The organism is Sinorhizobium sp. P24N7 (genome assembly GCF_042436655.1).
GTDB lineage: Bacteria > Pseudomonadota > Alphaproteobacteria > Rhizobiales > Rhizobiaceae > Sinorhizobium > Sinorhizobium meliloti_A.
The window spans coordinates 111,760-125,829 of record NZ_JBHMIW010000013.1; the positions used below are offsets into that span (position 1 = coordinate 111,760).

Below are 14,070 nucleotides of genomic sequence, written 5' to 3' on the forward strand. Positions count from 1 at the left end.
GTGGAGTACGATAATCAAGAATATCACGACAGATGGGCGATGAGGAACGCGCGGTCGTCAGGGCGGTGAACCCTGCAGCAAAAAACTGCCGGTGCGCCAGTCGTAGCGGCGATGACGCTGCCAGGGGCGCTCGGTGGAGGAGAACGACGTGACGACGCGCATGCGTGGCGGCACGCCCGGTCGTTCCTGCTGCTCGGCATGGATCTCGACCGCCCCCGTCCGCCGCAGCGTTTCGGCGCTTATGACCAGCGAACCGCCGGACGGGCAGGCTGCGGACGGCCGGCGGCTGGCGACGACGACCAGATCGGCGCGACCGCACAGGAAGGAGAGCGATTCGGCCTTTTCGATAACAGCCACTGTCCATCCCTCGCGGCTGCGCCCGGCGCACCCTATTCCCTTTCTGCAGGCGAAGACGCCGGGCTGGGCCGAGGTCAGGAAGGCTGCTGTCTCGACGGCGGTGTCCGGCTCCGCCTGAAGGTCGAGCGGTGCCTTATGTTCCGCGATCGCAAGTGCGCGCTGCCATTGCGAGAAGATGAACTCCGGCGGACGGCTCCGATTGGTCGCGATTGCATCCGCGGCGATCAGGCCGACCAATTGCGCATCCTCCGATATCGCGATCGATGGGCGCTCCTTCCGCGGCTCGAGCGCGATCGCGCATATACCCAGAGCGATCAGCCCCGCGCCGACGAGCGCCAGCCGCGTTCTCAGAACGCAGACCAGGATGCCGCCGAATGCGATAAGGAAGAACGGCGCGTCGCCCATGCGGCCGGTCATCCACTCCCCGTCGAGCGATGCGACATATCTCGCGACGGCCAGCATCCAGTCCAGCCCCTGCCCCATGACCACGAGGGGATAATATTCGAGCCCGAAGGGCATAAGCAGCATCGCGAACAGCGCGAAAGGCATGATCAGCACGCTGATCAGAGGCGTCGTGAGAACGTTTGCGGCCAGCCCGTAACCGGGGAGCCGGTTGAAATGGGCAGCCGCGTAAACCGCCGTCGCCAGGCCGCCGATGACGGAGGTGGCGACAGTACCGATGGCGAGGCCGGACACGACCCCCACGCTCCCCCGCTTCTTCGAGGTTTCGGGATCCTTTCTCCTGTGGTCGCGCCAGCGGGAATAGCTCGCAACGAGGGCCAGCGTCGCCGCAAAGGACATTTGGAACCCGGGTCCGGCTACCGCCGACGGCGTCCAGGCAAGGATGATGAGCGCGGCAAGCGCCACGTTGCGCAGGCTGATCGAGACGCGGTCGAAGAACAATGCGACGAGCATGATCGAAATCATGATCCAGGATCTGAGCGCTGAGACCGCACCTCCGGAAATCAGAATATAGAAGAACACCATGAGAAGAGCGCCGACGGCAGCGATCTTCTTGACGGAAGCTCTTTCCGCCAACCCCGGAACGAAGCTCAACAGAGTCCGGGCGCCGATGAGAAACGTGCCCGCCGCCAGCACCATGTTGAGTCCCGAGATCGCCAGGACATGCGACAGGCCCGCGGCGCGCAGCATCTCGACGGCCTCGCGGCTGATCGCGCGCTCCTCGCCGGTCACGAGCGCCGCAGCGATCGCACCGGTATCGCCGCCGATCGCTGTCCGGATGCGATTGCCGATCACTTCGCGGATCAGTGCCAGATATGCGGCCGCTTTCGCCGGCAGCGAGGCTTCGGACCGACCGGTGACAGCGCCGGCATCCACCGGCGCTCGCGGGGCGCCATAGAAATACCCGACCGCGCCTACGCCTTTGAAGTAGGATCCGAACGCGAAGTCGTTGAGACCCGGGAGAGCCGGCCCGGAGGGCGGCGACAAACGCGCCTTGCCTTCAATGATAGCTCCGACCGGAAACGGTTCGTGGCGGCTCCGCGCCAGCAGCGTCGCCCTTTCCGGCGCCCGGCGCAGCCGCGGGCCGGATGTTTCTTGTATGCGAACGAGATAACGCCAGCGTCCCCTGTCGTCGGGATCCCGGGTGAGGACCGTTCCGCGAACGGTCGTCGTCACGGGCGTGTCGAGAATGACCGTATCCAGCCTCGCTGTTTCGGCCGCGGCTAGCAGCATGCCCGTGGTAAAGAGAGCGGGCGCGATCACCAGCGGCCGCCAGGTTCGCAGGTCCCCCCGGCAAAGCACCGCAGATATGCCGAAAACGCAAAGCAGCGCTGCAAGTTTGGCAATTCCGACGGATTCGGGCACTGCGAGCCATGCAAGCGAGCCAAGCGCAAGCATGACCGGGATCAGGACGAAGCCGTGGCCGTATTCCTGCTCTTCCGCAACTGCAGCGCCTATGCCGAGGGAAACCGCCGTGGCCGCCGAGCCTATCCGATGGCGAATGTTTGCCGCATGCCAGCCCGCAGGCGCCCGGCGGCCGGAGCCGATGGCGGGCAAATCGCCGGTGAGAACCCGCGTGCCCTCGCTCCGGGGCCACGCGCTGCGCTCCCCATCGCGCACAACCGCTCGTGCCCCGCTCTCCCCCATTCCGCTCCGCCCGCGCCTGTTTTCTCGATCCTGCAGCCAACCGCGCAATCTTGCAACTCGAAGGCTGATGCTCAAAAAAGAGGCAGACTAGATAGAATGGTACCGCATTATCAGCTTAGCGATCATTGATCTCTTCGAACGAATTGCCGTAACATGCGTTTGTTGCGTTGCCATATGCGTTTTCGCATCGCACAAGTTTGCCTTTGGTACTGCTTGGCAGTCGAAAATAAATCATATAGCAAATTCGCAACGCTCAAATTCGCGGCACAGAGCTATGCCACGATGTCACAAAAACGGAGGGTCCCATGTCAGAAAAAAGCGCGACAGTAACATTCGGCGGAAAGTCCGCGGACCTGCCGGTGCGATCGGGATCAATCGGTCCGGATGTCGTGGACATCGGCTCGCTCTACAAGCAAACGACGATGTTCACCTACGATCCGGGCTTTACCTCCACGGCATCGTGTGAATCGAAGATCACCTATATCGATGGCGACGAGGGCGTCCTGCTTCACCGCGGATTTCCAATCGAGCAACTGGCAGAGCACGGCGACTTTCTCGAAGTCTGCTACCTGCTTCTCTACGGCGAACTGCCGACAAAGGCTCAGAAGGCCGATTTCGATTATCGCGTCACGCACCACACCATGGTCCATGAGCAGATGTCGCGGTTTTTCACCGGCTTCCGCCGCGATGCCCATCCGATGGCCGTCATGTGCGGCTGCGTCGGCGCCCTTTCCGCCTTCTACCACGACTCGACCGATATCACCGATCCGCATCAGCGGATGGTCGCGTCGCTGCGCATGATCGCCAAGATGCCGACGATCGCCGCGATGGCCTACAAGTACCATATCGGCCAGCCCTTCGTTTATCCGAAGAACGATCTCGACTACGCCTCGAACTTCCTGCGCATGTGTTTCGCCGTGCCTTGCGAGGAATATGTCGTGAACCCGGTTCTGGCGCGCGCCATGGACCGGATCTTCATCCTCCACGCCGACCATGAGCAGAACGCATCGACCTCGACCGTTCGCCTCGCCGGCTCGTCGGGTGCCAACCCGTTCGCCTGTATCGCTGCCGGTATCGCCTGCCTTTGGGGACCTGCCCATGGCGGCGCCAACGAGGCGGCGCTCAACATGCTCGCCGAAATCGGCACGGTCGACCGCATTCCGGAATATATCGCCAAGGCCAAGGACAAGAACGATCCGTTCCGTCTGATGGGCTTCGGCCACCGGGTCTACAAGAACTACGATCCGCGCGCGAAGATCATGCAGAAGACGACGCATGAGGTTCTCGCCGAGCTCGGCCACAAGGACGACCCGCTCCTGGAAGTCGCGATGGAGCTCGAACGCATCGCCCTGACGGACGAGTACTTCATCGAGAAGAAGCTCTACCCGAACATCGACTTCTACTCCGGCATCACGCTGAAGGCACTGGGCTTCCCCACCACGATGTTCACGGTGCTCTTCGCGCTCGCCCGCACCGTCGGCTGGATCGCTCAATGGAACGAGATGATCGAAGATCCGGAACAGCGCATCGGCCGTCCGCGCCAGCTCTATGTCGGCGCGCCGCTGCGCGACTACGTGCCGATCTCGAAGCGGTGAACGGCGGACGAACTCGGCAAAAAGCCCATTGCGCCAACCCTCATCCTCGGGCTTGTTCCCGAGGATGACAGGTGGCAGGGTTTGCAGAGACTGTGGCGAGGCTTCCGTCATCCTCGGGGCTTGGCCCGGCGACCCACATCGGTTGCAAGCACTCGCCTCCCCTCATCCCGCTCGAAGGCAAGCGAGAACGATATCCGCCGCCTTTTCACCGGGCGGACGGTTCGTTTCCATTCGCTGTTGAACGAGGGCGAAGCCGTCGAGCATCGCACGGCGTTGCGCCGTATCGCTCGAAAGCCGTTCGAACCAGCGCGTCAGAACGGCCGGGCGGATCGACTTGTTGAAATATTCGGGCACGACCGGAAAATCCGCGATGAGGTTCGGAAGCGCCGCGGTCCATATCCGAATGCGGGAATGCAGGAGGCTGACGATCCAGTCGGCAGAATAGGTAGAGACGACCGGAACTCCGGCGAGCGCCAGTTCGAGGATCACCGTACCCGAGGCGGCAATGGCCGCGTCGGCTTGGGCAAAAGCCTCCCATTTCCTGTCGGCGGTTACGCTTATCTCGGGCTGAACCCGCCAGGAGGCCGTCAACGCCCTCACACGGTCTTCCTGGCGCGGCACGGTCGGCAAGAGGAACCGAATGCCTTCGTGCCGCTCCGCGAGCTCTTCGGCCGCTTCGCGGAAGATCGGAAGCAGGCGGCTGACCTCGCTCCCGCGCGATCCGGGCAGCAGGAGGCAGGCCTTCGGCTCGCGCCGATCCTGCATCTGCCGTCTCAGTCGTTGGCGCTCCCGGACCGCGAGAACATTGCCGTCAGATGCGAGCCGATGCCCGACATAGGTCGTCGGCGGACCGCCGAGCTTCCCCATCGCTTCCGGCTCGAACGGTAAAACCGCGAGCACGTGATCCACATAAGCCCGCATGCGCGGCGCCCGCTCCGGCTTCCACGCCCAGACGCTCGGGCAGACATAGTCGATCACCGGCAAGTCGGGCAATGCGGCGCGGACGCGTTGCGCCACGCGGTGGGTGAAGTCCGGGCTGTCGATGATCAACAGAGCATCCGGACGCGCAGCGGCGATCGCGCGGGCGGTCTGCCCAATCCGCAACAGAAGCTTCGGCAGGTTCGCCAGAACCTGCGAGAAACCCATGATCGACAGTTCGGAATAGTCGAAAAGCGACCGGAGCCCTTCGGCTTCCAGCCCCTCGCCGCCAACGCCCACGAGTTCGAGCGGACCGTCTAGACGGTCACGCAATGCCCGCACCAGGTCGGCGCCGAGCAGGTCTCCGGAAACTTCTCCGGCGATAACCGCCAGCCTGTAGGGTCCGCCTGTCATCTCCGGTCCTTGCGGCAATCGCGCTCGATACCGAGAACGAACAGCCCGCTCCTGTCGGCTTCCTCCACGAGACGCGCGCGATCGAGAACCAGCGCGCGTCCTGCCTCCACGGCGATGCCCGCGAGGCCGGCAGCATGCGCTCCTGCGACCGTCGACGGACCGATCGAGGGCAGATCCGCCCGCTCGTCCTGTTGCGGCTTGCAGAGCTTGACGAGGACGCCGCGACGACGAATTGAAATCCGTCCGTCTTTCCTGAGACCGGCCACTCTCGCCAACATGGCGTCCGTCCCTTCCGCCCCCTCCAGCGCCACGACCCTGCCGCCGACCGCAACGGCGCCCTGGCCGACATCGAGCGCACCCAGCGCGTTGGCTGCGGCGATGCCGGCTTCGATGTCACGCCGATCTTCGTCCGTCGGGGCATGGGCGCCGAGCGGACCGGTATCGGCAAGAAGCCCCGGAACGACCTCGTGCGCGCCGATCACATGGGCGCCGCTCGCCTCGATCAATTCGATCACCATGCGCAGCACGGCGTCGTCCCCGCCGGATATCAAGGTGCGGAAAACCCGCGGCACCTTGGCCAGCGTCTTCAGCGTAGGACGGATATCGCGCCACTCCGGCCGCCGCCGCACCGCACCGGAAAGGACGACCCGGTCGATTCCCTCGGTCTCGAAAGTGCGGCTGATCGCGGCAAAGTCTCCGATTGCGCAAACGACATGGTCGAAGCCGGTCCAATCGGTATCCGCCTCACGCGAAAGCGCAATGATGAACGGGTCTTCGCCCTGGAAGCGCGCTGCCTCGGCCACGTGATGGGGAAGCGTTCCGGCGCCGGCGATGATGGCGAGCCTGCCTTTGGAATGCGGCAGGCGATGAATCGCCACCGCCATCAGCCCTTGGCGCCGCGATTCGGCGACGACAGCGCGCGGTCGCTCTCCGCGGCAATGAAATCCAGGATCTCGATAGCCGGCGCGCAATCGAGATATTCGTTGCGGATAGCGGCTGCGTTCGCGCGAATCGAGCCGTCTCCCTCGAATATCTGCTTGTAGCACCGCCGGACGCGATGAATCGCCGCACGCTCGATCCCCGCACGGGTCATCCCGACCACGTTAAGGCCGCTCAAAATGCCGGGGTTGCCGTTGAGCATTCCATAGGGAATGACGTCATAGCTCACCGCCGACAGGCCACCGATGAAGGCCTGACGCCCGATGCGGGTAAACTGGTGAACCGCCGAGCCACCCCCGAGTATGGCTCGATCCTCGACGGTGACGTGCCCCGCAAGCATGACATTGTTGGAAAGGATGATATTGTTGCCGAGGCGGCAGTCATGCGCCACGTGCGAATAGGCCAGGAACAGGTTGTTGTTGCCGATGATGGTCGCGCCGCCGTGCTCCACCGTACCCGTATTCATGGTCACGCCTTCGCGGATGGTACAGTTTTCGCCGATCACCAGTTTCGTATTCAAGGCGCTGTGGTGGACGCTCTGCGAGTCGCCGCCGATGACAGCACCCGGAAAGATCTTCGAGCCCTTGCCGACGCTCGTATGACCGATGACCGCGACGTGACTCAGAATTTCGACGTCATCTGCAAGAACGACATTCGGCCCGATATGGCAGAACGGGCCGATCTTCACGTTTTCGCCGATTACCGCACCGCTCTCGATGGCCGAGGACGGGTGGATCTTCGCACTTGATGCTATCATTCTCAGGCGTCTTCCTTGCTGACAATCATCGCGCCGATATCAGCTTCCGCGACGAGTTGCCCGTCAACTTTTGCATCACAGTGAAACTTCCAGATATTGCCGCGCTGCTTCTGCTTCACCACATGGAACTCCACCCGGTCGCCTGGCACGACGGGCTTGCGGAAGCGGGCATTGTCGATCGTCATGAAATACACGAGATTGCTGCCGATTCCCGTCTTGCGCGCACAGATCGCGCCGGCCGTCTGTGCCATGCCTTCGATCAGAAGAACGCCCGGCATGATCGGCTTCTCGGGAAAGTGCCCGGTGAAATGCGGCTCGTTGGCCGTCACGTTCTTGATCCCGATGGCCGAATTGTCGTCATCGATCTCGATAATGCGGTCCACGAGCAGGAAGGGATAACGATGGGGAAGAAGCCTCAGGATTTCCTGTATGTCCGCCGTGCCGAGGACCGTTGCAGCCTCATTCATCCTTGCCACCCTTCTTCTTCTGCCTCTCGCTCGACCGCAGGGCCATTTCGGCCACATCGCGCAGGAAATCCCGCATCGGTCGCGCCGGAATTCCGCCATAGCGCTCGCCGGCCGGCACATCGCTCGCCACGCCACTCATCGCAGCGATCTGCGCTCCGTCTCCAATGGTGATATGCCCGTTGACCCCGACGCCTCCGCCGATCATGACCCCGTCGCCGATCTGCGTGCTGCCGGCGATGCCGACCTGGCTGACGATGCCGCAGTAACGACCGATGCGGACGTTATGGCCGATCTGAACCAGATTGTCGATTTTCGTCCCCTCGCCGATCACGGTGTCATCCATCGTGCCGCGATCGATCGTCGTGTTCGCGCCGATCTCCACGTGATCCTGGATGATCACCCGCCCGACCTGGACGATCTTGATCATTCCGCCCTTCGGGCCCGGTGCATAGCCGAATCCGTCCTGACCGATGCGTGCGCCCGGATGAATGATGACGTTGTTGCCGACCAGCGCACAAAGGATGCTTGCACCGGCCGAAATGGTGCAATCGCGGCCGATCCGCACGCCCGGTCCGATCATTGCTCCCGCTGCGATGCGCGTTCCGCTTCCAATCTCGACGCCGGCTCCGATCACAGCCATCGGCTCGACCTCGACGCCCGCCTCGAGGCGCGCCGTCGGATCGATGAAGGCTCCCGCCGCTACGCCCCTCTCGCTCGTATTATAGGAAGGGCGCATGGCCCTTTCGTGAAGCAAGGTGCCGGCAAGGGCGAAGGCCGTGTGCGGTTTCGATGTCAGCAGCACGGGTATCGTATCGGGAACAAGCGACGAAATGGCCTTGTCGCAGATGATCGCGGCGGCACGGCAGCTCTGCAACTCTTCGCGATTCTTGCGCGACAGCATGTAACAGATGTCGCCCGGCTTGGCGCGATAGACCGGCGCGACCGAACGCACGGTGCGATCGGCGGCGGCAATATCCAGCAACTCCGCCCCAATCTGATTCGCGAGGTCGCCCAGACGAATCCCCTGATGGGGCGGAAAAAACCAATTCTGTTCCATGGACACTCCAGAACGATTCTCTGGCAGTTCTGGACTGCTCTCTATCAGAACGACGAGTTGATACCGAACTTGAAGTTCTGGACCTCGTCGAAGTCTTCCTTCGCAACCGGCACGGCATAATCCACACGCAGCGGACCGAAAGGCGAAGCCCAGATAAGGCTGACGCCGACCGACGCACGCAGCGAAGCGTCGTTGCCGCGCACCGATTCACCGGCTCCGGTCAGCTCCAACTCATTGTTGTAGAGCGTGCCCGCGTCGACGAACAATGCACCGCGGAAGCCGCTGTCACGCGGAAGGCCCGGCAGCGGGAACGTCGCTTCCGCAGACGCCGTGAAATAGGTCGTGCCGCCAAGGGCATCGCCGTTGTTTGCCCGCGGACCGATACCGTTGCGCTCGAAGCCGCGGATATCGTTGCTGGTCAGCTGGAACTGGTCGAAGACTTCAAGCGAACCGGACGTCTTGAACAGCTGGCCGGCGCTGCCGGAGATCGAGCCGATGATGTCGGCCTCGTCGTGCAGCGTATAGTACCATTTGGCCTTACCCGTCAGCTTGTAGAAGTCCGACGTACCGCCAAGACCTGCAAACTCCTGGGTGACCGAAGCGAGAATGCCCTCGTGCGGCAGTTGCGCATCGTCGAGCGTGTTGTAGGTGATCGACTGGGAGACGGAGGAACGCGTCCAGGGGCCGTCCTCGATTGCGCGAACATAAGGAGAGGAAAGCTCGTCCTCGTCGCCGAAATATTCGAGCTCCGTGTAGTTGTAGCGCAGCGTCGTCGACAGGTTTTCCGTGATCGGCGCAGTCACGCGCAGGCTGAATCCCTGATCGTTGTAGCTGTAGTTGTCGTCATCGAAGTCGTTTTCGTTCTTGAAGAGGTCGAAGCCCGCCGCGAGACGATAGCCGAGGAAATAGGGCTCGGTGAACGAAACATTGTAGGTCTGGCTGTCTTCGCCCTTACCGGCGGCAAGACGAATATACTGGCCGCGGCCAAGGAAGTTCTTTTCTTCGATCGAAGCTTCGACGAGGAAGCCGCCGCCGTCGCCGGCGGAATAGCCGGCGCCGATGCCGAACGAGCCGGTCGACTGATCCTGCACGTCGACGACGATGACCACACGGTCAGCCGCGCTGCCCGGCTGCGTCGAGATGTTGACCGACGAGAAATAGCCGAGCGCTTCCAGGCGGCGCTTGGCGCGCGCAACCATTTCCTGGTTGAAGGCATCGCCCTCGCCGACGTCGAACTCGCGACGAATTACGTAGTCACGCGTCCGGGTGTTGCCGCGAATCTCGATGCGCTCGACATAGGCCCGCTCGCCCTGGTCCACGAGATAGTCGACGGCGATCGTGTGATTGGCGAGATCGCGATTGCCGCGCGGCGTGACGCGCGCAAAGGGATAACCCTCCGACGCGACGCGCTTCGAAATCTCGCTCATCGTGTTCTGAATGTCCTTGGCCTTGTAGACCGTGCCTTCGCGGCTCTGAACGAGCCCTCTCAGTTCCTCGGCGTCGATGCCTTCGACGGTCGATTCGATGTTCACCGAACCGAAGTCGTATCGAGGACCTTCCTCAACCGTGATCGTTACCGTGTATTCGTTGGTCGCCTCATTGAGCGCCGCTTCGGACGAGACCACCTGAAAATCGGCATAGCCGCGGTTGTAGTAGAACTGCCGCAGCAATTCCTCGTCGGCCCGCAGCTTATCCGGATTGTAGACGTCCTTGCGCGTGAGGAACGAGAAGATGCCCGATTCCTTGGTCGCAATCACCGACTGCAGACGGCCGTCGCTATAGGCCTCGTTGCCTACGAAGTTGATCTGCGTGATCTTCGTGCGTTCGCCTTCATTGATGACGAAGGCCAGGTTGACACGCCCTTCGGCAATCGGAACGACCTGGGTCGTCACGGTCACGTCGCTGCGGCCGATGGCGGCATAGGCGTCCTTGATGGCCTGAATGTCGGTTTCGACGGTCGCCTCGCTATAGGGACCGAGCGGCTGGGTACGAACGACACCCTGGAGCTTGTCATCCTTGATCTTGCGGTTGCCGTTGAAGACGACTTGGTTGACGAGCTGATTCTCGCTGACGGAAACGACAAGCGATCCGCCGGAAACCGTGATGCTGACATCGGAGAAATAGCCGGTGGCATAGAGCCGCTTCACGGATGCGTCGATATCGGCATTGCTGAAGCTCTTGCCGGGAACGATCGTGATGTTGGCGCGAACGGTTTCCGCGCTGACGCGCGTTGCCCCACGCACCTCAACCCGATTGATGACCGCGGCTTGCGCGACTGAGGTACCAGCAACAAGTCCTACCCCGGTACCCGTGGCGACCATGCTTGCTGACAGAGCAAACGCCGACACCGCGTTCAAAAACCTTGAACCAGCTTTCATGTCAAAATCTTACCTTTTCCCAACGTCCCGCGGCAGTTTCGTGCCGACTCCGGTCACGGTTGCCGTTTTAACCGCTTTTCCCATACAAGCAAGTCAGCTCGTTAATTTCTGTTTACTTCAATTCCAACCGTGGCTTAACAGCCACTACGGCCTCTTATTATCGTAAACAAACCGTTATCGAGCAGCCGGCTAAACTCCCTCGCTCTCCGAATCCTTAACGATGTCCGCTCCCGCCCAAGGCTCCGCTCTATCCGAAGAGCCAGTTGATATCGTTCCAGGCCGCAAAAACCGTCAGCATGAGCACCATGGCAAAGCCGATACGGAATGCGAGATCCTGTGCGGCGGGACCGACCGGCCTGCCGCGCAGCGCTTCGACCGCATAGAACATCAGATGACCGCCATCAAGCACCGGCACGGGCATCAGGTTGAGCAATCCAATGGAAACCGAAAGGACGGCCGCGAAATTCAGCACCTCGGCAATACCGAGCTTCGCCATCTGACCGGACATCTGGGCGATGCGGATCGGTCCGCCGACCTGATCGGCGCTCATCCGGCCGACAAAGAGATTCGAAAGATAGTCGAGCGTGCCCGTTACGATCCGCCAGCTCTGCAGTGCCCCTTGCCCCACCGCTTCGAGAGGTCCGTAGGTCTCGACCCGGAAATTGCCGGCCTCCTGGTTCGTACCGATCCCGATCTTGCCCTCCTCCATCTTGTTGCCGAGCGGGTCGACGGATTCGGTGCGCTGGGGCACCATTGGCAGGTCGATCGCAGCGCCATCGCGCTCGATCCGGACGGTGATCGGAAGCTCGGGACGGACGCTGACATAGCGGCGCACGTCGTCGAAGGTGCTGATCGGCTTTCCGTCGATCGAAAGCAGCCGGTCTCCAGGCAGAACACCCGCCTTTTCCGCAGCGCTGTCCGGCGCCACGAAAGCGACGACGGGATCGGCGACGGCACGGCCGTAGATGGAGAAGAGGACGGCGAAGATCGCAATCGCCAGTAGAAAATTCGCGATGGGACCGGCCGCGACCGTCGCGGCGCGCTTCCATAGCTTTGCACCCAGGAATGTGCGGCCCCGTTCTTCGGGCGCGATCATCTCCAGCCGCCGGTAGTCGGGCGTGCTCGCCGCATCCTCGTCGCCGAAAAACTTCACGTAGCCGCCAAGCGGGATCGCGCAGAATTTCCAGCGGGTGCCGTGGCGATCGGTCCAGCCGAAGAGCTCGGGTCCGAAGCCGACGGAAAAGGCCAGGATGCGGATGCCCGACCAGCGCCCAACCAGGTAATGTCCCATCTCGTGAACGAAGACCAGCAACGTCAGGAGAAACAGGAAGGTGGGGATCGTGTACTGGAGATTGTCAAGCAGCAGGCTCATAGTCATTCCTAACGCGTCCGTTGCCACGTCCGCCAGTTCAAATTGCAAGGTCGGGGCCGTGACGCCATGGTCGGACCGCCGCAGGATAGTCCCGCTTCGAGCCCGATATAAGGACTACACCGGCAGTCTTCAAAGACCCAGCAGAATCGCGCCGAAAGAGACTTCCCGGCCGCCCGCCAGCAAGAACTGCCCAAGCACCAGAGCCAGTGCGGCAATGCAGGCGAATATCAGCCCGTCCACCCGGTCCATGACGCCGCCGTGACCCGGGATCAGCCTGCTCGAATCCTTGACGCCGAACCGGCGCTTGACGAAGGACTCGAACAGATCGCCTGTCTGGCTTGCGACGGACAGGACCAGCGCGATGACGGGAATGCGCAGGTCCTCGAGGGCAAAGTGAGCCATGAAAACGGCGACACCCGCAAGAACGCCGAAAATCGCCCCGCCGATCGCGCCCGACCAGGTCTTGCCCGGCGAGATTGCGGGCGCCAGCTTTGGCCCGCCGATCGCCCGCCCCGTGAAGTAGGCGAAAATATCCGTTGCCCATACGACGGCGAACACGAACAGCATCGCCATCAGACCGAGATAGTCCGCTCCGCGGATCGCCGCGAGCGAAATGCTCGTCAGACCCGCATAGACGATCCCGCCCGGTAGCCACCAGCTGGTTCCCTTTATCGCCACCCAAAGCGCTGCCGCGAGCACACAGAGGGCAAGCCCCGGGAGGCTGACATGCATATAACCGAGGAGGACCAGACCGGCGATCACCGCCTGCGCCAGCCAGCCGAGGGCATTGCCCTGAAAGTCCCGCTCGGGGAGCTTCGTGATGGTGGACCACTCGTAATAGACGAGCAGGCCGATCGCGACGGAGAGAAGCTGGAAGGCAAAGCCGCCGATCCAGGTTGCAGCAAGAACCACCGCAGCAAGAACCACCCCGGAGGCGATACGAAGTTTGAGTTCGGCCTGCATCAGGAGCCGACCGCCAAAGTCGGTTGGGTCAGTCCGCCGAATCGGCGCTCGCGGCAGGCATATTGTTCGATCGCCGCAAAGAATGTCTCGCGCGTGAAATCCGGCCAGAGGTCCGGAATGAACAGCAATTCGGAGTAGGCCCCCTGCCAAAGGAGAAAATTGGAGAGACGCTCCTCGCCGCTCGTCCGGATGATGAGATCGGGATCTGGAATGCCCGCCGTATCGATCGTCGAGGATATCCGTTCCGCGGTAATCTCTTCCGGCCGCAGACGACCGGCGGCCACGTCCCCCGCCAGGCGGCGCATGGCTCTCGCCAGCTCGTCTCTGGCGCCGTAATTGAACGCGATGACCACCGTGATGCCGGTGTTCGCGACCGTCGTCTCCTCCGCTTCGATGAGCAGAGGCAGGATATCGCCGCTCAGATTCGATCGGTCGCCGATGACCCGGATGCGGACGTTCTCACGGTGGAGATCGGCGAGATCCCGTCGGATGAAAGCCTTGAGCAGGCCCATGAGGTCGCTGACCTCGTTTTCCGGCCTGTTCCAGTTCTCCGACGAGAATGCGAACAGGGTCAGGTAACGGATACCGATCTCCGCCGCCGTCCTTACCGCCCCGCGGACCGCCTCAACGCCCTTGCGGTGGCCCATGGTACGGGGCAGTCCACGCGCATTCGCCCAACGACCGTTGCCGTCCATGATGATGGCGACGTGAGCCGGTACGTTTGCGGGATTGAATTCTTGCATG

11 protein-coding genes are annotated in these 14,070 nt (G+C 62.3%); 1 reads left to right on the plus strand and 10 read right to left on the minus strand.

Going from position 1 to position 14,070, the window contains the following annotated elements:
- Positions 1 to 57: 57 nt before the first annotated feature.
- Positions 58 to 2,466 (minus strand): ComEC/Rec2 family competence protein, encoded by a 2,409-nt coding sequence (locus tag ACFHWW_RS22440; protein WP_379940894.1) that lies wholly within the window; start codon positions 2,464 to 2,466, stop codon positions 58 to 60.
- A gap of 305 nt (positions 2,467 to 2,771) precedes the next feature.
- Between ACFHWW_RS22440 and gltA the strand changes: the two genes are divergently transcribed.
- On the plus strand, positions 2,772 to 4,061 hold the full coding sequence (gene gltA / locus ACFHWW_RS22445) for a citrate synthase (RefSeq protein WP_003537363.1): 1,290 nt from the start codon (positions 2,772 to 2,774) through the stop codon (positions 4,059 to 4,061).
- 162 nt (positions 4,062 to 4,223) lie between these two features.
- Here gltA and lpxB read toward each other — a convergent pair whose 3' ends face one another.
- The 9 genes from lpxB to ACFHWW_RS22490 all read right to left on the minus strand — a co-directional run bounded on the left by lpxB (position 4,224) and on the right by ACFHWW_RS22490 (position 14,069).
- Positions 4,224 to 5,393, minus strand: coding sequence for a lipid-A-disaccharide synthase (gene lpxB / locus ACFHWW_RS22450; protein WP_275598011.1), 1,170 nt, complete (start codon positions 5,391 to 5,393; stop codon positions 4,224 to 4,226).
- On the minus strand, positions 5,390 to 6,277 hold the full coding sequence (locus ACFHWW_RS22455) for an LpxI family protein (RefSeq protein WP_275598012.1): 888 nt from the start codon (positions 6,275 to 6,277) through the stop codon (positions 5,390 to 5,392). The genes lpxB and ACFHWW_RS22455 overlap by 4 nt, the downstream gene beginning before the upstream one ends.
- Entirely contained in the window at positions 6,277 to 7,095 is an 819-nt protein-coding gene (gene lpxA, locus ACFHWW_RS22460) for an acyl-ACP--UDP-N-acetylglucosamine O-acyltransferase (protein ID WP_275600056.1), read from the minus strand. Before lpxA ends, ACFHWW_RS22455 begins: the two co-directional genes overlap by 1 nt.
- Entirely contained in the window at positions 7,092 to 7,556 is a 465-nt protein-coding gene (gene fabZ, locus ACFHWW_RS22465; RefSeq protein ID WP_010969260.1) for a 3-hydroxyacyl-ACP dehydratase FabZ, read from the minus strand. Before fabZ ends, lpxA begins: the two co-directional genes overlap by 4 nt.
- Positions 7,549 to 8,613: a UDP-3-O-(3-hydroxymyristoyl)glucosamine N-acyltransferase gene (gene lpxD / locus ACFHWW_RS22470; protein WP_018097754.1), complete on the minus strand. Its 1,065-nt coding sequence runs from the start codon at positions 8,611 to 8,613 to the stop codon at positions 7,549 to 7,551. Before lpxD ends, fabZ begins: the two co-directional genes overlap by 8 nt.
- Positions 8,614 to 8,657: 44 nt before the next feature.
- The gene (gene bamA, locus ACFHWW_RS22475) at positions 8,658 to 10,991 is read right to left on the minus strand and encodes an outer membrane protein assembly factor BamA (protein WP_018097755.1); all 2,334 of its coding nucleotides are present in this window, start codon (positions 10,989 to 10,991) and stop codon (positions 8,658 to 8,660) included.
- A gap of 247 nt (positions 10,992 to 11,238) precedes the next feature.
- Positions 11,239 to 12,363 (minus strand): RIP metalloprotease RseP, encoded by a 1,125-nt coding sequence (gene rseP, locus ACFHWW_RS22480; RefSeq protein WP_100673903.1) that lies wholly within the window; start codon positions 12,361 to 12,363, stop codon positions 11,239 to 11,241.
- Positions 12,364 to 12,492: 129 nt separating this feature from the next.
- Entirely contained in the window at positions 12,493 to 13,326 is an 834-nt protein-coding gene (locus ACFHWW_RS22485) for a phosphatidate cytidylyltransferase (protein WP_100673904.1), read from the minus strand.
- Complete coding sequence (locus tag ACFHWW_RS22490) at positions 13,326 to 14,069, minus strand: isoprenyl transferase (protein WP_100673905.1); 744 nt, start codon at positions 14,067 to 14,069, stop codon at positions 13,326 to 13,328. The genes ACFHWW_RS22485 and ACFHWW_RS22490 overlap by 1 nt, the downstream gene beginning before the upstream one ends.
- Position 14,070 lies beyond the last annotated feature (1 nt).

Excerpts from the sequence above, each read along its gene's own strand:
- rseP (WP_100673903.1), bottom strand. The coding sequence starts at position 12,363 with ATGAGCCTGCTGCTTGACAATCTCCAGTACACGATCCCCACCTTCCTG.
- ACFHWW_RS22455 (WP_275598012.1), bottom strand. The coding sequence starts at position 6,277 with ATGGCGGTGGCGATTCATCGCCTGCCGCATTCCAAAGGCAGGCTCGCC.
- lpxB (WP_275598011.1), bottom strand. The coding sequence starts at position 5,393 with ATGACAGGCGGACCCTACAGGCTGGCGGTTATCGCCGGAGAAGTTTCC.
- gltA (WP_003537363.1), top strand. The coding sequence starts at position 2,772 with ATGTCAGAAAAAAGCGCGACAGTAACATTCGGCGGAAAGTCCGCGGAC.
- ACFHWW_RS22490 (WP_100673905.1), bottom strand. The coding sequence starts at position 14,069 with ATGCAAGAATTCAATCCCGCAAACGTACCGGCTCACGTCGCCATCATC.
- lpxD (WP_018097754.1), bottom strand. The coding sequence starts at position 8,613 with ATGGAACAGAATTGGTTTTTTCCGCCCCATCAGGGGATTCGTCTGGGC.
- ACFHWW_RS22485 (WP_100673904.1), bottom strand. The coding sequence starts at position 13,326 with ATGCAGGCCGAACTCAAACTTCGTATCGCCTCCGGGGTGGTTCTTGCT.
- fabZ (WP_010969260.1), bottom strand. The coding sequence starts at position 7,556 with ATGAATGAGGCTGCAACGGTCCTCGGCACGGCGGACATACAGGAAATC.
- bamA (WP_018097755.1), bottom strand. The coding sequence starts at position 10,991 with ATGAAAGCTGGTTCAAGGTTTTTGAACGCGGTGTCGGCGTTTGCTCTG.
- ACFHWW_RS22440 (WP_379940894.1), bottom strand. The coding sequence starts at position 2,466 with ATGGGGGAGAGCGGGGCACGAGCGGTTGTGCGCGATGGGGAGCGCAGC.